Consider the following 20,737-nt stretch of genomic DNA (forward strand, 5'->3'; position numbering starts at 1 on the left):
ACTCCTGAGTAATCTTAATAAGTGAGCTTCAGCTGACAAACGCCCTGTGTGATGACGGTAGGATCACCAGGCGCAGTGAAGGCGTTTCACCATCGACCGCTCGGTTAACGTCTTGGTTCTTCAATAATGAACCAGAACGTACTCCTGGCACGGTTGAAGTCACGACCCGCGCATCGTCATTAATAATTAATGCTGGCTTACCGATAGCTCCCAGAACCGGCAGAAGTAACCGATCCAGCGTCGAGACCAGAATATCGACTGCCGTGACACCGGCAAACTCCTCATCGATAAGCACCGGATGGGCTATCGTAATCGTGTAGGCGCCATTGCAGACATAATCCACATAGGGGCCGTCGATGACGGGAAGGTGACGACTGGCTGGTTGCCGGAACCACTCAAACAATCGGAAATCCAGACGCCTGCGCTGCTCTTGATTGTGTTCCAGCTGCGCATACTGAATGATATTCCCTTCCTGACGCCACCATTCCAGCGTCCAGTAACCATTCTCCTCCTTAACCGTCTTTGGTAGCGCATAACTGGCAAATCCCGCCCCGTTACACCAAACGTGATTACGCCGTAGTACATCTTGGATATGTTTTTGCAATGCGTCGCGCTGCTCCTGCTCCAAACGAACGCCTTCCGTACGATATAACGGCAGCTCTAATAAAATACGCGCTGTCTTATCCGCTAAAGTTGTAGTGGCCCGCTGCGCCGCGACCAAGATATCGTCCAGGATATCCCTGGCTCGTTCTACGTATATGTTGTTGTACATATGCCCCCCCTTCCAGGGATAAATGCAGCCACATTACTCGCGATCAGATCTCTGTAAGAATGACGCATCAGTATCCATACGCAATTTGCATTCAAGCAGGTGGTCAGTAATTCGGGTAATCATCTTCTGTGCCAGCTGGTAACAGGCGAGGCCATCCCCCTTATACAAAGGGGCTAAGAGTGTATGCCAGGCGGCAGCAACCTCGCTGTGAATACCAGTCTCTCGATACAGAAGCACCATCAAAGGAGCCCATTCAGCCTGTATCTCCAGCTCTTGATTGGCAAGCCTAGCCGACTGTGCCTGGGATGCCAGGGTTAACAAACAGCGCATATCTGTCTGTATACGGACATCCGGCTGCGTCGCGATTGCAAAGCTGTCGATTAGTTGTCCAAGCTTTCTCAGTTCACCCGGCGTTGAACGTTGAGCGGCAAGCCTCGCACTGTGGCCAATCACTGCACAGTGAAACTCGCTGAAATCCGCCAGTTCACCTGAAGCCATCAACCGCAACGGGTGATATTTCCGCATTGTTTCAACGGAAACCCGGCATACAAAACTACCGCCATGACGTCCGCGCCGAGTATCAATCAACTGCCTGGCACGTAGCGTGTTCAGGGCATCACGAACAGTTACCGGAGACACACCCAGCCGCCGCGACAACTCGTTTTCGTTAGGCAACTGCTCATCAGTTTGTAATATCCCGGATATGATCGCGTTACTTAAACGTTCCACAACCTGTTCGGTTCTGGTGGCCTGATCGAGTGGTGCGTAGACGATAGAATATGCCGTCATTCTCTAACTCCTGATTGAAATAACCCAGAATTTCAGCATGTCTGCAAACAACGCTAAAAAATACCGTGGCGGTGTAGCGCTTGCGCATCCTCCGGTACTGGTGTGATAGCATCCCAAAGTTCAGCCACTTTGCCGTTCTCGACACGCCATAGCTCAAAATAACTGTGACGTGCTCCGGCAATACTCCCCTCTGAGTGGGTCAGAACAAACTGCCCGTCGGCTACTGTGTGGTGGATTTTTGCATAATGTAGGCCCCGCCCTTCATCTTTAAGTTGTTTAAGAAATGCAATGACCGCAGCTGTACCATCGGGAATATCGGGGCTGTGCTGGCGAAACTCTTTACCATTGGTGTAATTTCCAAACTCATCATAGTGCCCTTCGATCAGGGACCGTGTGAAAAAATTAACCACCAGTTCGCGATTTTTCTCTCGGTCACGACTATGGCCTGTTTCAGTTGGGCCATCCAACTGAGTTCGGCCACTGGCGTTGGGCGCGGACTGCGGTACTAATCCATCCCAATGTTCCACGATTAAGCCATCGGCAATCCGGTAAAGATCGAAACCGACCAACGGTTGATCGTCTAAACCCGTGAAACGACCGTGGATAGCAACCAAATCACCGTCTTGTAGTACGCGAAATGTTTCATGATGCAGTTCAGGATGTGATTGGACCAGCTCACGCAGTCCGGTAAGTCCGTCTTTGATTAGTGGAGAATGTTCAATGAAATTCGGTGCAAAATAACGCTCAAGTGCCCTCACATCACGGCCAGTAAAGAGCTCATGGTGCGCACGTGATACCAGGTCGCGCAAAGATCTATTTTGATTCATTGTGGGTATCCTTGTATCAATCATTGGAACTCATCACGTGTTTGATACGTGTGTATTCATCGAAGCCATAAGCCGACAAATCTTTACCGTATCCAGAATTCTTGAAGCCACCATGTGGTGCTTCTGCCGTAAGAGGAATATGGGTGTTAATCCAGACAGTTCCAAAATCAAGCTCACGAGACAGGCGTAACGCGCGGCCATGGTCGCGGGTCCAGACACTGGAGGCCAATCCGTATTTTACATCGTTAGCTTTCTCGATAGCTTCCTGTTCTGTGAGGAACTTCTGCACTGTGATAACAGGGCCAAAAATCTCAGTCTGAATCACTTCATCGTATTGCTCCAGACCAGTAATCACCGTAGGTTCAAAATAATATCCCGAACGATTGGCCTGACGGCCTCCTGTTTCGATACGGGCATGGGCGGGCAGACGTGCAATGAACCCTTTGACCTGCTCCAGCTGACGAATATTATTAAGCGGTCCATACAGCGCCTCTTTATCTTCTGGATCGCCAAAACGGGTGGCTTTAGCTGCCGCCACCAATTTAGTGACGAAGATATCGTGAACAGATTCATGCACCAGCACACGTGAAGCCGCCGTGCAGTCCTGACCAGCGTTGAAGTACCCTGCGGTAACGATGGTATCCACTGCTTTGTCAATATCCGCATCAGAAAAAATAACCACCGGCGCTTTGCCACCCAGTTCCAGATGCGCTCTGGTGAGATTAGCCGCCGCCGAAGAGGCAACCTGAAAACCTGCACGTGTGGAACCAGTGATAGAAACCATAGCAGGCGTTTTGTGTGAAACGACCAGGGCACCCGCGCTCGCATTACCCAATACCACGTTGAAGGCGCCAGCAGGGAAAAACGGAGCGGACAGTTCAGCCAGTAACAGAGTACTCTCCGGTGTGGTATCACTTGGTTTAAGTACCACGGTATTTCCTGCTGCCAGAGCAGGTGCTATCTTCCACACTGCCATCATCAACGGATAGTTCCATGGGGTAACCTGCCCCACCACGCCCAGCGGTTCACGCCGGACACTAGTAGTCATATCAGGGAGATATTCAGCTGTAGCCTTGCCTTCCAAAAAACGGGCTGCACCGGCGAAGAAGCGGATATGATCCACAGATGTCGCAACCTCCTCGGAGGCAATCAGGTGCTTAAGCTGCCCTGTATTGCGGCTTTGTAATTCAATCAGACGTTCAGCATTTTTTTCTATCGTATCAGCCAGCGCTAACAGCGCCCGCTGACGTGCCGAGGGTGTTCTACGTCCCCATACTTTAAATGCCTCTTTAGCCGATGCATAAGCATCATCAACATCCGCCGCGGTCGCGTTAGGAGAACGTGCATAAGATTCACCAGTGACCGGGCTCACCAGATCAAAATATTCGGAACCTTTAGTCTCAATATACTGACCATTAATGAAATGCCTTAGCGTTGGTATCAGCATGGTTACTTCCTCTCCTTATGGATTAAATGGATAAAATATAACCTATGATTTAATATATTTAACGGTTGCATTTTAGTCAAATTTGTAGCAAAAATGTAAAAACAGGAGTAAAGTTAGATACATACATGTAACTTTAAGTATTCTCGTCAGGAAAGAATATTCAAATCTGTGAGAAAGATCGAAAATTTCATATTTTATGAGCTGGATAAATAGGAAGTTTATGTAATTTCAATTGACTATAAAATTTAGGATCGTTGCCGTATATTTTTTCGGTATTATTTTAAATTTATGCATATATTTGCGAAACATCTGCATTATTACGCAAATAATTCCTTGGTATAAAAGCAGTAATGAAATTTTTCCTAACTTGTTCTTCTAATTTTGAGGCGTGATTTAAAATACCTCACATTTCTTTTATGTTGACTTTAAAGTTATATCAGTTCATAAAAATCCCCTTACTCTAAGTATTAAAATGGATTAAAAATCGACCTATAAACTTCACTTTCTTCAGTTTTAATGAAATTTTCTGCCATATTTGTGATAAATATCACTGACAGATATATATAATACACTACCTTACTACCCATAATTTATATCATCAATATATTTATATTTAGTTGGCTATATATATCATTCTAGTTAACTTAGGTGAAATGTTGTTTATTGACAAACAAAAAATAAACATACCCATAAAAAAAATAAAATTGAATCATTAATATTAGTCTGTAACATATCTCGCTGTAACTGTTTGTATCATGTTGTTTTTTCTCTGTTTCATGTTCTAGTTGATGAACATTTTTAGAGGTAATAATGAGTAACAAAATGAACGAAGCCATTAAATCTATATTTAATGGACTCCCTGATCTTCCACCTGAAACTTATTTTCAGGAAGGTTTTTTCAGGGATCCAGCGAGAACAATCAATACGGATGATAGATATTTTTTATCTCCTGCTGATGGGTTCGTTATCTATAGCGGAATAATAAACCCAGATGAAGCGATCACCGAAGTAAAAGGAAAAAAATATAGCATTCAGGATATCATAAGAGATAAATATTATGATAAACGTTCGCTTGTCATTGGTATCTTTATGACATGTTATGACGTGCATATTAATAGAGTTCCTTACGATGGCATCCTGAGTTACGCGGAACATGAACCTCTGGAAACCAACAATCTACCAATGATTGATGTAGAGAGTAATATTTTTTATAAAGAGAACATTGAATTAATTTATGACGACTATTTATATCTGAACCAACGAGTCGTCAATAAAGTCTACTCGCCTGGCATTAATCGAGAATACTATATGGTTCAAGTCGGTGATTATGATGTTGATACGATAACACCGTTCCATATACAACAAAATACTCCTGTATATCAGGGTGATAGATTTTCAATGATTCGGTATGGTTCACAAGTCGACTTGGTGATCCCTGTCACTGATGATGATGAATTAACTTCATTGGTAACTGAAAAGGAACATGTCACTGGTGGTATAACTAAGTTAGTTAGAATCAACGATAACTCTCTATAAACAAATAATATAAACTAAAATTGAGGTTTTAAGATGTTAAAGAATTCTTCCAGTATCATTTCTGACCTGAAAATGCCAGTTTTTTTATTAGCTCCTCCATTTTCATTAAATACCAATGTAAGAAATAATATTTGGATGGAGGAACTGGATGAATCCGCCATCAACGTTAACAGCAAAGTGGCTTTAAGACAGTTCTATAAGCTATATAGCTTTATGTCATCACAATCGTTGGTCTATTTACTGCCATCTGATACTCATCAGGAGCTACAAGATCAAGTATATGTTGCTAACTTGGGAATTATTATTGGAGATGAAGATCCAACTGCAATAGTTGCCAATTTTGCATCAGAAATCAGAAGATCAGAAACACCTATTGGGGTAAGTTTCTTTGAATCATTGGGCTATAAAACTGAAGTTGCTCCCTACTATTTTGAAGGTGAAGCGGAGTTAAAACACTTGCATGATAATGTACTGATCGGCGGTTATGGAATAAGAAGTGATATTAAAACTTATGACTGGATGGAAGAAAAATTCGGTCTCAAAATCGTGAAAGTGGAAGAAAGAGATCCTTATCTTTACCATTTGGATTGCAGCATATTCCCACTGGATAAAGAAAATACGCTCGTTTATACCGGCGGATTCAACAGCGATGAGCTGAAAGAACTGGAAAAAGTAACCAACATTATCAGTATCAATAAAGATATTGCGTACAGTGGGATTTGTAACTCTGTCAGAGTCAATCAACATATTCTCTGTTCATCTAATATTAATGACCTGAAAGCAGGTACAGAGGAGTATATCTATGAAATGAACAAAAACCATGAGCTGGAAAAAATTTGCTCTAAATTGGCATTAACGCCAAAACTTTTCAATTTATCTGAATATATGAAGAGCGGCGCCCTGCTTTCCTGCATGGTTATGCATTTAAATAGATATTCTTATAAAATACAGGTAATCTAAAAATTGCGATAAATCATTCAATAATATTGATCACATAATTCCACTCAAAATTATTGAGTTGTTAGTTGCAATATAAATTGTATTTTATTGTCATAGGATAAATGTATTCCAAGGATGGAGTTAGTCGCTTTTTGGTAGGATGGTAAGTTTTAACATGTTGTCTATACTAGTTAGATTGATAACTTAACAGTGATCAGTATATGAAATATATTATATTCCTTTATTCTTTTATACGTAAACAAAAAACAGCATTGGTGCTGGCTATTGTTTTTACAGTAGTGGCTGCTTTAGCGGAGGTTTTATTTCCATTTCTGGTTCAGGAATTAGTCAATACTTTATTGAAGGATAAGCTAATTCTTTCTTTCTCATTTAATGAATTAATTGCTTCTCTAATCGCAGTATCGTTATTGATTGTCATCAGCCACGCTATTATCATTTGGATGCAAACAATTAATGCATCAGAACTGAGTTATAATATGAGGAAATCGCTAGTCGATTCTTTCCTCTCTTTTCCCTATCATATCACCAGAAAATTTCATTCAGCGAATCTGGCATTTAGAATAAAAAATGATACTTATCTTGTGTCAGATAGAGTTAGAGATTTATATAGCGAATTTCTCTATGATACGTTATCAATCATCGGCCCATTTATTGCCATGGCCCTGATTGATATTAAATTGGCTATTTTGGCATTTATGATGGTTTGTCTGACTACTCTAATCAGCAAGCCAATCACTAACCGAGTGGCTGTTTATGAAAGAATTCTGCAAATTTATAACTCACGATTAACTGGCGTCATCCAAGAATCTCTTTCTTGGATCAAATCTGTCAAGATTTTCAATTCTGAAGAGTCGGAGAAAAAGAGAATTAATGATGCTAATACTAAAGTGAAAAATGTTGAGAAGATCACCGGGCTGTTTATGTCTCTATCTATTCCTCTTGGCTTTTTTGCACAGTTAGCATCGACAATTGCCGTACTTTGGTATGGTGGTTTGCTATTGATGGATGGAACGATCAACCCTGGTAACTTTGTTGCTGCATTTACCTATGAACAATTAATGTCTGATTCCATTAAGAGATACAGCAATCATTTAAATAAATTTGCTTCACTCAAATCGTTGTTGGACAGGGTGTTAGAATTGTTGGGAGCTTATCAGCCAAACAATCGCAAACAGAGCCAACCAGTGGAGAATTATAATGCTAATGCTATTGATATCAACGTCAAGAAATTCTCCTATAACGACAGAGAGACTTTGTTCAAAGATATGAATATCTCTATACAAAAAGGAGAACGAGTTCTTATCGTCGGTGATAACGGTCAAGGTAAAAGTACAATATTTGATATCGTGACTGGTTTGACACCATTAAGCGAAGGCTATGTTTCAATTTTTGGTGAAGTTCTCGATAATCCCGATTCTCAGCGTTGGTTACAAAAATTTGGTGTGATGTCACAACAGACTCAGATTATAAAAGGCACGTTATACGATAATCTGCACATTGCCAATACAGAATCAACCAAGGAAGAGATGATTTCAGCGTTGATTAAAGCCGGTGGTAATGAACTGTTGGGCAAATTGAAGGATGGCTTGGATTCATATATTGACGAAAAAGGTTCTTCTTTGTCGGGCGGTGAAAGGCAGGTGATTGGGTTAGCGCGTTTGTATCTTAAGACGCCAGAAATATTGCTATTTGATGAACCGACTACCTATTTGGACAATAGTAAAATAAATAGCTTTGCTGAATCATTGAACAATATCGTTCGTGGTAAAACTGTGCTCATGATAAGCCATGATCCGCGTGTATTTAGACTGGCTGAGCGAGTAATCCGAATCGACAAAGGGAAAATTGCATTTGATGGCTCTCTACAGGAATATATGGGACAGGCAAGAGCAAACTAATTACTGACCTTTCCAGGCCCGCATTTAGCGGGCCATTATGTTTATCTTAAGATATTCATTCAAAGTAAATTCCCCGATTTCAATTCTAAAACTTTCAAATCACAGCTAAATAATTATTTAAAAAACAATCAATTGGCAATAAAGCCATAATTTCACCTTGACTAATGAGAAACAACTTTTTCTACTAATATGGACATTACGATAATAAATTGCAGATAAGAGGATAGTTATGATTGTTTTTGTGACAGGAGCAACTTCTGGTTTCGGTGAGGCAATTGCAAGAAAATTTATCAAACATGGCTCCATCGTCATTGCAACAGGACGCCGTAAGGATAGATTAGATCAATTGAAAAATGAATTGGGTGAGAACTTCCACCCCATCCAACTTGATGTGAGAAATCGCACTGCAATCGAGCAGACAGTTCAACAACTACCAGATGGCCTACGTAATGTAGATGTTCTTGTGAATAATGCAGGGCTTGCGTTAGGGTTAGAACCCGCTCACCAAGCTAACCCTGATGACTGGGAAACAATGATTGATACTAATACGAAAGGATTAGTGAATATGACGCGGGCTTTGTTGCCTAATATGGTACAAACCAATCATGGACACATTATTAATATTGGTTCCACCGCAGCAAATTGGCCTTATGCTGGCGGTAACGTATATGGTGCTACTAAAGCCTTTGTCAAACAATTTAGTTTAGGGTTGAGAGCTGACTTACATGGAAAGAATATCCGAGTCACCGATATTGAACCTGGTCTGGTTGAAGGAACTGAATTTTCTCATGTTCGTTTTAAAGGCAATCAGGAAAAAGTTGATAAAACTTATGCAGGCGCTGATGCATTGATGGTGGAAGATATTGCAGAAGCGGTATTTTGGGTTGCTAACCTGCCTCCTCGCGTCAATATTAATACATTGGAAATGATGCCAGTTTGTCAGTCATTCGCGGGTTTAACCGTATACAGGGACTAATAATTTTTTAGCAGTTTCGTTAAATGGCTTAGTCTTATAGTTTAAGTAACGTAGTAAAAGAGGTTCAAAAATGAACGTTCGTTCTTTGATTGTTAAAAGTGTTTCTGCTATTGCTCTGGTATTCTCTTTCTTTTGGCAGACGTCCGCATTCTCTACGCCATGTGCATCAGAAAGTACGTGTGTAACCATCAATGGCGGAGAAACTTCCTTAAGCAAAGAAATGGCTCGTCAAAGCAAAGAAGAATGGAATGAACAGAGAAGATTGCGCCATAAAGCGGACAAACGTAAAGAAAAAGAGTTTGATAAGTATGAAGTTGAAGCTGATAATCGTGAAGCCTGTTTAAAAAGTGTCGATATTAATGCTTATTGGGAACCGAGCACAAAACGTTGTCTGGATATCAATACAGGTCGCCCGATTAAACCTTAATAAAATCAACACCGACATCAAGATAAGGAGATGATGGTGAAAAAGATCCTACTGACCGGAGCGTTGTTTTTTGCGCTTTCTTCCTTTACAGTGCAAGCTTCACAAAAGATAACATGTGAAAACTTGAAAGAAGAGATTGCGCAGAAAATCATTAAAAATGGTGTTTCAACAACGGATTTTAGACTTGACTTAGTTCCTAGTGATCAAGTTACTGAAAACAATACGACAAATGGAAAAGTTGTTGGTCATTGTGATTATGGCAAACAAAAAATAGTCTATGTCCGTCTTTCTCATGATAAGAAAGGCCAAGAGTAATATTCTTTCTGACTTTTGGAAAAGGGAGCGTAATCTGCTCCCTTTTTATTTCTCTTTTTAATCATCACATGCCAATATCGCAGAAACATCCAGATAGCAAGATAAGTCGCGTTCTTCTGGCCTTAAAAGATAAGGTATTTCTCCTAACTGTGGAGCTGGTATGTGACGCCGTAACCTTTCCAATACCTTGGCGTAGTGTGCTAGTCCTGGATTGATGCGATTAGCAATCCAGCCAATCAGAGGTATACCATCATTCACGATGGATTGCGCCGTGAGAATAGCATGGTTAACACAACCTGCCTGAATGCCAACTACCAAAATGACGGGAAGTTTTTCTTGCACTACCCAATCAGAATAAAACGTTTCATCTTCCAGCAATACACGCCAACCACCGTTACCTTCAATGATGACACGATCTGCTTTACAGCCTAAATTTCTTAGACCTTTTGTCATTTGAGTAAAATCAGCACGATTTTCTTCTTCATAATTGTTTTCCCAAACAACAGGATTGATTTCTTCATAATCCACTTGTACCGGTGAAGATTTATGTATGACTAAAGCATCACGATTACGTATTCCCTCCGGAGTTTCATGTTTTTCTGTCGCAATAGGTTTATATCCTACTGCGGTTGCTCCTTCACGATTAAAGACTTGCAATAATGCGCGGGTAACAACCGTTTTACCAATGTTGGTATCCGTGCCTGTAACAAATAAGCGTGTTAACATAAATTCATTTTTCCGTAATAACAGAATAGATTGACCGGTTACTTACTCTCTTTAACGAGCAAGATTAGAGTGTAGGGGATGTGTTTAAGATAGGGGTTGCGTTAGCGCAATGTTTTGCGTGATGGGTGTTATCCTTGCATGAGCTCGAGCAGTAATTCACCGTTATACAATGCTTGTTTAATTAAGGCTGCCGCAGGTAATGTGCCTGTATTGTCAAATTGGGTAGCCACAATATCAACTTGTTGGCTATAGCCGGGAAGTGAACGCTGTACTATCTGTTGTTGAATGGCAGGATAGAGAATATGTTTAACGCTGTTCAGCGGCGAACCAATTAAGATCCTTTCGGGGTTAAAGATATTGACCATAATCGCCATGATGCGCCCGATTCGTTCTCCAGCATCACAAATAATTTCTGTTACCCGTGGATCACCATCGATAGCTGCCTGACAAAGTGAATCAATTGTCAAGGCGTCAGATTGCTTTTCCGTCTGGGAGTGAAATTTATACAAAATTTTTTTGATACCCACCACTGTTTCAAGACAGCCGATATTACCACAGTAACAATGTTCGCCATTGGGTTCGATTTGAATGTGCCCAATTTCTACGACACTATGATTTCCTGCATGGAGCATTTGCCCCGCTGTCATAATTCCAGCGCCAACATTGTCATCTATAACAATCTGAATAAGATTCTGATAGTTTTTCCCTGCCCCATATAAAGATTCTGCGATTGTCCATGCGGCTATACCATGTTGCAGAAAAATGGGCAGTCCTGTGCGTTGGTGTAAAAACTTTCCCAGAGGAAGATCGTGGATATCGTAATATGGTGAACTATGGATAACTCCATTAACCGGATCTACTATCGCATTGATAGTAATACTGATTGCTGTTAACCGTTCCAGGGCAGATTGATGACACAAAAAGAAGTTATCAATTTCATTAACAATACAATCTAAGAAAGAGTAATTCAGAGACACAGAGAATGTTGATTGCTTTTCAACGACGAGATTACCGCTCAAGTCACGAAGCCCAATGACAATACGCCCTTCGTCAATGCGAATACATAAAAATTGCCACCCTTTACTATCTACTTTCAACCCAACAGCAGGACGTCCTCTAAAACCGAGGTCAGGAAATTCAGTTTCTTTCACTAAATGTGCATCAATGAGTTCCCGTGTGATTTTAGTAATACTGGCTGGTGCCAATTGAGCTTTTTTGGAAAGAGCGATACGCGAGATAGGCCCATATTGATCAATTAACCGATAAACCAACCCAATGTTGGTCTGTCTGATTTGGTCAATATGACTTGGTTGAACATCAACACTCACCTTGCCTCCTGCATTTAATTCACGCTGCTAAAAAATTAATAATGACGATTATGTCTCTGTTTAAATGAGAAGATATCCGTTTAAGGTAGAAATGTGATCTTTCACACGAACTTATCTTGATTATTACTTTTGATGAACAATTTTAGCTATTAGCTTCATCCACAATGTTTGAAATCAGGAGCTGAGTTAACCGATCTGCCGCAGCGCTGTTATTGTAATTTTTATGTTTAACCAGCCAAACTTCGGAGTAAGCAGGATTATTTGCTAAAGGCAGATATTGAACTCCATCCAGTTTCATTCGGGTAAACGATTCTGTAATAATGCTTACTCCTAATCCCGCAGCAACTAATCCTAATATTGTCATGGCTTCCCCTGCTTCCTGAGAAATCGTCGGAACCACTCCTACATTAGCCAATAAGGAAATAATTTCATCATACAGTGCTGTCCCTACATCACGTTCAAAAAACACCAGTGGGTAATCAGATAGTATTTCCAAATCCACACCTTCATTAGCGTATTTCAACAAAGGATGATCATCATATACGGCCAACATAAAACGCTCGCGGAAAAGTAACTGATGTTCCAGATTATCGGGCAATGACGTATTGCGCATAATCCCTATATCAATTCTGCCTGTCTGCAAAGGCGCTATTTGCTGTTTAGTATTCATTTGATGCATATGGATGGCGACATCAGGATAACGTTCTCGGAATTGACGTAAACTCAGTGTTACTTTTTGCATAAAAGGTGTGATGGATGTAAAGCCAATAGATATCTCCCCTAACTCCCCTTGCTGCATTCTGGCAGCTTTGGTTGCTGCAGCATCAACTTGGGAAATGATTTGATATGCTTCCTGAAGAAACATATGTCCGGCAGGTGTTAAATTAACATTTCTGTTATTACGCACCAGTAACTGGGCATTTATATTTGCTTCCAGCGCTTGGATCTGCTGGCTTAATGGTGGTTGTGAGATATTCAATCGTTCTGCTGCTCGTCCAAAATGTAGCTCTTCTGCCACAGCAATGAAGTAACGCAAGTGTCTGAGTTCAATATTAGTAGTCATTATTTATCACCCCATTGATATTTTTAAAATATCATTTTTAATGATTAATATATTAGACAAAATATTCATGAATTCCTATCCTTGATCTACATCAAGTAATTAACGTTTGTTTTACCTAGATAAGGAAGTAGCGTGAATACAATCCAAAGCGTCAGTGAAAAATCAGCAGTCTCTGGCGTTGAAAGAGATGTTGAAAACACGATTAATCAAGGATACAAAAGTAAACAGCCTTATATTCAACGTGAAGATGCTGTATACCTGCGAGTCACTCTCTCGTTCTTTGCCGTAGGGCTGGCAACATTTGCATTACTCTATTTTGTTCAACCCATTTTGCCAATTTTGTCAGATGAATTTGACATCTCGCCGGCCAATAGTAGTTTGGCTTTATCCCTTTCCACCGGAATGTTATCCCTCGGTCTATTAATAACAGGTCCTTTATCCGATGCACTTGGCCGTAAACATGTGATGGTAGTATCACTTATTGCCGCCGCTATTTTTACTCTCCTAAGCTCTGTTGTAACAAGTTGGCACGGGATTTTGTTTATGCGCGCGCTAGTGGGTTTATCATTAAGTGGTGTTGCTGCTGTTGCGATGACTTATTTAAGTGAAGAGATCCATCCCAGTTATGTAGCCTTATCTATCGGCCTCTATATCAGTGGTAATTCAATAGGGGGAATGAGCGGACGTTTGATTACTGGTGTGATCGCTGATCACTATTCATGGCGGATTGCCGTTATCTTACTTGGTACATTTGCTTTAATCTCCGCCATTGCGTTTTGGAAGATGTTACCGGAATCCAGGCACTTTAAATCCAGCTCATTAAAACCTAAATCATTACTTATCAATTTGAAGTTACACCTCCGTGATCAAGGTCTTCCCCTGCTATTTGCCGAAGCTTTTTTACTTATGGGAAGTTTTGTCACTATGTTTAACTACATTGGTTATCGATTATTAGAAGCACCTTATCATTTAAGCCAAACTATTGTTGGTTTGCTATCTGTCGTCTACTTAACAGGAACTTACAGCGCAACTAAAGCTGGTGGATTAATAAGCAAGCATGGGAGAGGAAAAGTATTGTTATCCGCTATCAGTATGATGCTAATTGGTTGCTTAATCACCCTATTTCCCCCTATCTGGGCAGTAATACTGGGAGTGATGATATTGACAACAGGCTTCTTTGCTGCTCATGCAGTTGCTAGTGGATGGTTAGGACAGAGAGCCAAGCGCGCCAAAGCGCAAGCTTCATCACTTTATTTATTCTGTTATTACTCTGGTTCCAGTATTGCAGGAACGTTAGGTGGAGTATTCTGGTTCTATTTTGGATGGAACGGCGTTGCTGCTTTTATTTCATTATTAATGATAATTGCTATTTATTTAGGCTTAAGACTCAATAAATTACCAAAATAATAAAATATAGCTGCCGGCATAAATTTAATTTAAATTATAAATGTCGGCTTTTTTAAGCAATACATTTAAAATAATCTGAATTATTCATTGTTTATTTGATACTTGAAATATTTTTTAATAATAAGATTCAATCGGTAGCACTAAAACTTTTGTCAAATATCCATCAATAATTTCAATGCATCCTTCTTTTTTTAGAGAGAGTAAAACTCGTTGTATACAACTGCGTGAAAGTGTGCATCTTTGTTCTATATATTTAATTGCCGTAATATTTTCTCTGAATTCTGTCGGTAAGGTCATCAGGCGAGATAACAAACTACACACGACTTCCCTATTGCAATGACGGAAGAGGCTAATATCTCTGGCATATAAGAAAGATATTTTATAGGAAATTATTCTCATCCACTCTCTATAGAGGTCATACTTCTTTATGGCATTCAATGCATTAACCCGAGGAATTTGATAAAGTTTACAGCTTTCCCCTAGCTCAATGGAATAATAGGTTTCTGCTCCAGAATAGAAAGATAAACCGATAATGTAGGGTGAAAAAAGTGTAGCAATAATTAAATTGTCGTTTATTCTGCGCATATTGATATATCCTTGCTCTAATAAAAAAAACTTAGCAAATTCACTTTCTATTTTAATCACTTTTCCTTGTGTTGATAAATCAGCTGTGATCAATTCGGAGTATGGTAACAATGCATCGACCACTTTCTTAAAGGAATTTATTGGCTTAACTAATTTTTTCATATTTAACGACCTTGGTGTATTTTCAATTAATGTGTTATTGGTTTTTTATCACAATGCTAAATTATTTCGCAATAGGTGTTTTCTTTTTTAATTAACTTTGGGAGTGGTAGGTTGTGGATTTTTTTGTGGGTTGATTTTATACTAAAAGTATGTTGTAACTAAATAAAGCACCGTATGATCGTCGATGGTTGAGAACAATCATGAATAAGTATTTTTCAATAGAATCACTTACAACTTGCTTTAAAAAACAAGAAGAAAAGCTATCTGAACTGGTTGAGTTGTTAATGAGTTATAAGCTTATTGATGCACGGGTATTTGAATTACCGAAAATTGAAAAAGGTGAAGAACATGAACAAATAACCGAAATTATGGTCAATCAGCTACAGGGAAATGAAGCGCTCAATGTAGGTTTACACTTCTATCAGAAGCTATTCATACACCATAATAACCCTAATGTCAGCAGTAAAGCTGCGATCCGCCTGCCTGGCGCCTTGTGTTTTGCTGTTAACCACCAGCAATATAAAGAAGCAATGGAAGTCATTAATGAAGTAAACCAATTAAAAATAGAGTTAGAAAATATCGTTACCAAAGAATCAGGTATCAGCAAAGAACAACGATTTGAATTTGTTCATGATCATTTGCGCGGCCTTATTACCCTGAATGCCTATCGCACTATCACTCCTCTATTAAATCCTGATTCCATTAACTTTGGGTGGGCTAATAAGAACATCATTAATAAAGTCACCAAGCAACAAATTTTGGAAAAGCTGGAGAAAAGCTACAATGCGGGCAGAGCAGTCCCCCCCTACTCCAGTGATCAATGGGCAGCGTTGGTGGCATTGGAGATTACAGATATTAAAAAATTACCTGATGATGTGGTATTGAAAATCAAACGACCAGTAAAAGTACAACCTATTACTCGTGTATGGTATTCAGAAATACAAAAGCAAGTCCAATATGCTTGTCCGATTCCTGTGATTGTTTTCTACACAGAAGATAGTGAAATCAAACCTAAACTCGGCACTTTGTCCAACTACAATGCCAACGCAATTAAACATAAGTATAAGCCCAAATCGAAGCCACTTGAGTTGGTCATTTCCCGCTTACATCTCTACAAAGAAATCTGAGAAATAAAAAACCGGAGTAAATGCTCTCCGGTTTTTTTCATTTTTGCTTATATAGCAAGCATTACTTCATGCTGCCAACCATATCTTCTGGGCGAACCCACGCATCAAATTCAGCTTCAGTTAAATACCCTAACTGGAGTGCTGACTGCTTCAGCGTCAGGCCTTCTTTATGTGCTTTTTTAGCAATTTCAGCAGCCTTATCGTAACCAATATGAGTATTTAATGCCGTTACCAGCATCAGTGATTCATTCAGCAATTGGGTGATGCGATCACGATTAGGTTCAATACCAATAGCACAATGCTCATTGAAACTACGCATACCATCCGCCAGCAAACGAACGGATTGCAGGAAGTTATGGATAACCATTGGGCGGAATACGTTCAGTTCAAAGTTACCAGACGAACCACCAATGTTGATTGCCACATCGTTACCCATCACTTGGGCACATAACATGGTCATAGCTTCACACTGAGTTGGATTCACTTTGCCTGGCATGATGGAGCTGCCGGGCTCATTTTCAGGAATGGAAATCTCACCAATACCACAACGAGGGCCAGAAGCCAACCAACGAACATCGTTAGCAATCTTCATCAATGATGCAGCCAAACCTTTCAATGCACCGTGTGAGTGAACCAGCGCGTCACAAGTTGCCAGGGCTTCAAATTTATTTGGCGAAGTGACAAAAGGATGACCAGATAATTCAGCAATTTTCTGCGCAACACGGACGGCATACTCAGGATGGGTATTCAGACCAGTTCCTACTGCAGTCCCCCCCAGAGCCAGTTCACACACATGAGGAATACTCTCTTCAATATGTTTCAAGTTATGCGTCAACATGGCTGCCCAGCCGGAAATTTCCTGGCCTAAGGTCAATGGAGTGGCATCTTGTAAGTGAGTACGGCCAATTTTTACGATGCCTTTAAATGCTTCCGCTTTATCTGCTAGGGTTTTTTGAAGTACTTTTAACTCTGGTAACAAATGTTCACGTAATGCAGTAACTGCTGCAACATGCATGGCCGTTGGGAAAACGTCATTAGAGCTTTGGCTCTTGTTAACATCATCATTAGGATGGATCAGACGTTCATTGCCCCTTTTACCACCAAGGATCTCACTACCACGGTTCGCCAACACTTCATTCATGTTCATGTTGCTTTGAGTTCCCGAACCGGTCTGCCAGATAGCAAGAGGGAATTCTGTTGGGTGTTTGCCTTCTAACACCTCTTTCGCCGCAGCGATAACTGCTTCGCCACGCTCTTTAGGTAGAAGGCCCAGATCCATATTAACGCAGGCCGCTGCTTGTTTAGTCAATGCAAGGGCATCAATCAATGCAACAGGCATTTTTTCCTGAGAAATGCGGAAATGCTCCAGTGAGCGCTGAGTTTGCGCCCCCCATAATTGGTCAGCAGGTACTTCGATAGGTCCCATTGAGTCTTTTTCAATGCGAGTGGCTGCCATTTACTATCTCCTTAGCACACAGAATAATTGAATACGCCGGAACAAACTTTGCAGATAAATTAGTCGGCATTTTCTTATCATGCCATAAATTTATTATCGATAATGCGACCTAACCGTGTTTATTGTATTGTTGTCACACAAATAAGTTACTTTTTATTATAGGAAATTCCGCCATGCTGAAAATGACCAACAAAATCCAACATTATGACTGGGGAAGTAAAACCGCTCTGACGGATATTTATGGTATCGAGAACTCTGATAATCAGCCAATGGCAGAACTATGGATGGGAGCACATCCAAAATGTAGTTCACTGGTAACAGATCCTCAAACAGGTGAAACTATCGCCTTGAATACTTTGATCAACAAAGAACCAGAGAAATACCTTGGGGAAAAAGTAGCCCAGCAATTCCAGCGCTTGCCTTTCTTGTTCAAAGTATTGTGTGCAGCTCAACCACTGTCTATTCAAGTGCATCCTGATAAAACATCAGCAGAAATAGGTTTTGCCAAAGAAAATGCACAAGGAATACCGTTAGACTCAGCACAACGCAACTACAAAGATGATAATCATAAACCTGAATTGGTCTATGCGCTGACTCCGTTCAAGGCCATGAATGCTTTTAGACCCTTATCTGAGATTGCGCAATTATTGGATTATGTTTCTGCCGCACATCCAGATATTCAAACATTCCTCCAACAACCGATTGAACAAAATCTGTCGTTTCTGTTTTCACAGTTATTGAATATGCAAAACGAACAAAAGCATTTGGCGATGGCTGTTTTAAAGTCAGCATTAAACTGTCATCAGGGCGAACCGTGGGATACCATCAAAAAAATGACCTCATTCTATCCTGATGATAATGGACTGTTTGCCCCACTCTTGCTCAATGTCGTTGAACTCGAACCCGGCCAAGCGATGTTTCTATATGCCCGCACTCCCCATGCCTATCTTGATGGCGTCGCCTTGGAGGTTATGGCCAATTCTGACAATGTGTTGCGTGCCGGTTTAACCAGCAAGCATATTGATGTCCCTGAATTAATGGCTAATCTGGATTTTATTTCAAAAGCTGCCGATACTTTGCTAACCGTGCCAAGACAGGAAAAAGATGTGCTGAATTACCCTGTTCCTGTTAATGATTTTTGTTTTTCTGTTTATTCTGTTTCAGAACAACCAATCTCATTGGAAAATGATTCAGCATCGGTTCTATTTTGTGTTGAAGGGCAAGCAGTGATCAGCACTGATAAACAGCAGTTGAAATTACTCTCAGGTGAATCAATCTTCTTGCCTGCTATTGAAAAAGCCGTAACTGTTTATGGTAAGGGGAGAATAGCCAGAGTATCTAATTAATTTTATTATACTCATATGGTTATGATTATTTTTATTGGTAGTTAATCATATTTTCAGTGAATTTTGACATAAATACAAAACGCATAATACGTCCATGTATACGCGTTAAAAGGATGGGATTTCCACATGAAAAAATCGTTAGTTGCAGTAAGTGTTGTTGTTGCTCTGGGCGCTGTATGGACAGCAGCATCATGGTATACAGGTAAGAAACTTGAAGATCGTTTAGATAGCTTTATAAAACAGGCGAACACTGAACTGGTAAAATCGTTTCCTCAAAGTGGCATAGAATGGCAAGCAAAAGATTTCAAACGAGGTATTTTCAGCTCCGATGTCCGTTTAATCCTAAACATCAAGAATGGTGTAAAAAATGCCGATATTCCGCCAAATGAAGAAATCATTTTCAAATCGACAATTGATCATGGGCCATTTCCCACTGCTAACCTAAAGAGATTCAACCTGATACCCCAAATGGCCTCTGTCCACGCAGAACTTGAAAAAAATGACGCATTGAAAAAACTATTTAATATCACAAATGAAAAATCACTGTTTAATTTAGATGCTAAGGTCAGTTATAGCCGCGCGCTCTCTGCTAACATTGAGCTGATCCCTATTAATCATACGGAAACGAATGAAAATGGTGACCAACGGGTTCTGTCATTTTCAGGCGCAAAAATCAGTGCCGACGTTAATCATGATCTAAGTGAATTTTCCTTCACAGTCAAAAGTGATGAACTGTCTTTTAGTGATCCTACCAAAAAAGAGACAATTTCACTTAAAGGTATTGATTTTAAAGGCGATAATAAAAAAGGTAAATTTGATATCTATACCGGAGATCAAAGCTACAGTATTGGCGAATTCAGCATGAATGGAATTCCTAATGAGCCAAATATCGCTCTTAAGGGAATGAAAGTGACATCCAATTTAGGTGAGGATAAAGACAATCTGAACATCAAAATCGTTTATAGCATTGATGGTGTAAAGATTAAGGATATAGAGTTTGGCTCTGGTAAGTTAGCTCTGGGTATGGAAAAACTCGATGGCCAGTCTGTACGTAAATTTACCCAAGCCTATAATGATGCGGCAGAAACAGCCTTGACTACGGATAAAGTATCTTATGATACGACTTCCCTAGCGATCCTCAGTAACTTACATCTCCTTCTGAATAACAATCCACAATTCAGCATTTCTCCTTTTAGTTGGAAAAACAGCAAAGGTGAAAGTTCAGTAGATTTCAATCTTTCCTTACAAAATATTCCGGAAAATAAAAGTGCATGGCAACTTATGGGACCGGAAGAAATGGCTCGTACTCTGGTTCAGGAATTGTCCTTGCACATTAATGTACCGAAAGTCATGTTGATAGAATCTATTGCGCAGTCAGCGATGCTAGATGGTCAGGATAAAGCTGCCGCAGAAGCTCAAGCAGAACAACAAGTTAGGATAATAACTCAAGAAGGGATTAAATACAAAATCCTTACTGATAAAGACGGTATCATTGGCCTTAACTTCCTCTATGCTAATGATAAAGTCAAATTAAACGACAAAGAATCCAGCTTACATCAATTCCTGCTTGATAATGGCCTTGCAGAATAG

Annotated in this window: 19 protein-coding genes; 10 read left to right on the plus strand and 9 right to left on the minus strand. The window is 40.2% G+C overall.

Translation table 11 applies throughout. The features are described from left to right. Nucleotides 1-28 precede the first annotated feature (28 nt). The 4 genes from Xets_RS17395 to Xets_RS17410 are packed head-to-tail and all read right to left on the minus strand — an operon-like array spanning nucleotide 29 to nucleotide 3,835. Nucleotides 29-772, minus strand: a complete 744-nt coding sequence (locus Xets_RS17395; protein ID WP_187652217.1) for a cache domain-containing protein — start codon at nucleotides 770-772, stop codon at nucleotides 29-31. 33 nt (nucleotides 773-805) lie between these two features. Beyond that, complete coding sequence (locus Xets_RS17400; RefSeq protein ID WP_099132431.1) at nucleotides 806-1,561, minus strand: FadR/GntR family transcriptional regulator; 756 nt, start codon at nucleotides 1,559-1,561, stop codon at nucleotides 806-808. 53 nt (nucleotides 1,562-1,614) lie between these two features. Continuing rightward, nucleotides 1,615-2,388 carry a nuclear transport factor 2 family protein gene (locus Xets_RS17405; protein ID WP_187652218.1) on the minus strand — a complete coding sequence of 258 codons (774 nt, stop codon included), beginning with the start codon at nucleotides 2,386-2,388 and terminating at the stop codon, nucleotides 1,615-1,617. 16 nt (nucleotides 2,389-2,404) lie between these two features. After that, on the minus strand, nucleotides 2,405-3,835 hold the full coding sequence (locus tag Xets_RS17410; RefSeq protein WP_187652219.1) for a gamma-aminobutyraldehyde dehydrogenase: 1,431 nt from the start codon (nucleotides 3,833-3,835) through the stop codon (nucleotides 2,405-2,407). 810 nt (nucleotides 3,836-4,645) lie between these two features. On the opposite strand from Xets_RS17410, the gene Xets_RS17415 reads away from it, so the two are divergent. From Xets_RS17415 to Xets_RS17440, 6 genes are all read left to right on the plus strand, one after another. Continuing rightward, complete coding sequence (locus Xets_RS17415) at nucleotides 4,646-5,371, plus strand: phosphatidylserine decarboxylase (protein ID WP_222941638.1); 726 nt, start codon at nucleotides 4,646-4,648, stop codon at nucleotides 5,369-5,371. 33 nt (nucleotides 5,372-5,404) lie between these two features. Continuing rightward, nucleotides 5,405-6,331 (plus strand): dimethylarginine dimethylaminohydrolase family protein, encoded by a 927-nt coding sequence (locus tag Xets_RS17420; protein WP_099132427.1) that lies wholly within the window; start codon nucleotides 5,405-5,407, stop codon nucleotides 6,329-6,331. Nucleotides 6,332-6,531: 200 nt separating this feature from the next. Further along, the gene (locus Xets_RS17425) at nucleotides 6,532-8,229 is read left to right on the plus strand and encodes an ABC transporter ATP-binding protein (protein WP_099132426.1); all 1,698 of its coding nucleotides are present in this window, start codon (nucleotides 6,532-6,534) and stop codon (nucleotides 8,227-8,229) included. A gap of 229 nt (nucleotides 8,230-8,458) precedes the next feature. Beyond that, a complete protein-coding gene (gene ydfG, locus Xets_RS17430; RefSeq protein ID WP_187652221.1) occupies nucleotides 8,459-9,205 on the plus strand; it encodes a bifunctional NADP-dependent 3-hydroxy acid dehydrogenase/3-hydroxypropionate dehydrogenase YdfG in 747 nt (248 codons plus the stop codon). 70 nt (nucleotides 9,206-9,275) lie between these two features. After that, nucleotides 9,276-9,632: a DUF1283 family protein gene (locus Xets_RS17435; protein WP_099132424.1), complete on the plus strand. Its 357-nt coding sequence runs from the start codon at nucleotides 9,276-9,278 to the stop codon at nucleotides 9,630-9,632. A 30-nt stretch (nucleotides 9,633-9,662) separates the two neighbouring features. Further along, the gene (locus tag Xets_RS17440; RefSeq protein ID WP_339352545.1) at nucleotides 9,663-9,947 is read left to right on the plus strand and encodes a DUF1161 domain-containing protein; all 285 of its coding nucleotides are present in this window, start codon (nucleotides 9,663-9,665) and stop codon (nucleotides 9,945-9,947) included. 57 nt (nucleotides 9,948-10,004) lie between these two features. On the opposite strand, the gene bioD is transcribed toward Xets_RS17440, so the two are convergent. From bioD to Xets_RS17455, 3 genes are all read right to left on the minus strand, one after another. Next, complete coding sequence (gene bioD / locus Xets_RS17445; protein ID WP_099132423.1) at nucleotides 10,005-10,673, minus strand: dethiobiotin synthase; 669 nt, start codon at nucleotides 10,671-10,673, stop codon at nucleotides 10,005-10,007. A 128-nt stretch (nucleotides 10,674-10,801) separates the two neighbouring features. Next, nucleotides 10,802-12,001: an ROK family protein gene (locus Xets_RS17450; protein ID WP_187652222.1), complete on the minus strand. Its 1,200-nt coding sequence runs from the start codon at nucleotides 11,999-12,001 to the stop codon at nucleotides 10,802-10,804. 142 nt (nucleotides 12,002-12,143) lie between these two features. Continuing rightward, nucleotides 12,144-13,064 carry a LysR family transcriptional regulator gene (locus Xets_RS17455; RefSeq protein ID WP_099132421.1) on the minus strand — a complete coding sequence of 307 codons (921 nt, stop codon included), beginning with the start codon at nucleotides 13,062-13,064 and terminating at the stop codon, nucleotides 12,144-12,146. A 132-nt stretch (nucleotides 13,065-13,196) separates the two neighbouring features. On the opposite strand from Xets_RS17455, the gene Xets_RS17460 reads away from it, so the two are divergent. Further along, entirely contained in the window at nucleotides 13,197-14,471 is a 1,275-nt protein-coding gene (locus tag Xets_RS17460) for an MFS transporter (RefSeq protein ID WP_187652223.1), read from the plus strand. Between the two features lie 114 nt (nucleotides 14,472-14,585). On the opposite strand, the gene Xets_RS17465 is transcribed toward Xets_RS17460, so the two are convergent. Beyond that, complete coding sequence (locus tag Xets_RS17465; RefSeq protein ID WP_099132419.1) at nucleotides 14,586-15,218, minus strand: helix-turn-helix domain-containing protein; 633 nt, start codon at nucleotides 15,216-15,218, stop codon at nucleotides 14,586-14,588. A 200-nt stretch (nucleotides 15,219-15,418) separates the two neighbouring features. Here Xets_RS17465 and tus point away from each other — a divergent pair, with 200 nt between their 5' ends. Further along, entirely contained in the window at nucleotides 15,419-16,345 is a 927-nt protein-coding gene (tus, locus tag Xets_RS17470) for a DNA replication terminus site-binding protein (protein ID WP_099132418.1), read from the plus strand. 61 nt (nucleotides 16,346-16,406) lie between these two features. Here tus and fumC read toward each other — a convergent pair whose 3' ends face one another. Beyond that, the gene (gene fumC, locus Xets_RS17475; protein ID WP_099132417.1) at nucleotides 16,407-17,801 is read right to left on the minus strand and encodes a class II fumarate hydratase; all 1,395 of its coding nucleotides are present in this window, start codon (nucleotides 17,799-17,801) and stop codon (nucleotides 16,407-16,409) included. Between the two features lie 173 nt (nucleotides 17,802-17,974). Here fumC and manA point away from each other — a divergent pair, with 173 nt between their 5' ends. Both manA and Xets_RS17485 read left to right on the plus strand, forming a co-directional pair. Beyond that, nucleotides 17,975-19,147, plus strand: coding sequence for a mannose-6-phosphate isomerase (gene manA, locus Xets_RS17480; protein ID WP_099132416.1), 1,173 nt, complete (start codon nucleotides 17,975-17,977; stop codon nucleotides 19,145-19,147). Nucleotides 19,148-19,273: 126 nt separating this feature from the next. Further along, nucleotides 19,274-20,737 (plus strand): YdgA family protein, encoded by a 1,464-nt coding sequence (locus tag Xets_RS17485; protein ID WP_187652224.1) that lies wholly within the window; start codon nucleotides 19,274-19,276, stop codon nucleotides 20,735-20,737.

Source organism: Xenorhabdus sp. TS4, from assembly GCF_014467265.1.
Classification (GTDB): Bacteria; Pseudomonadota; Gammaproteobacteria; order Enterobacterales; family Enterobacteriaceae; genus Xenorhabdus; species Xenorhabdus ehlersii.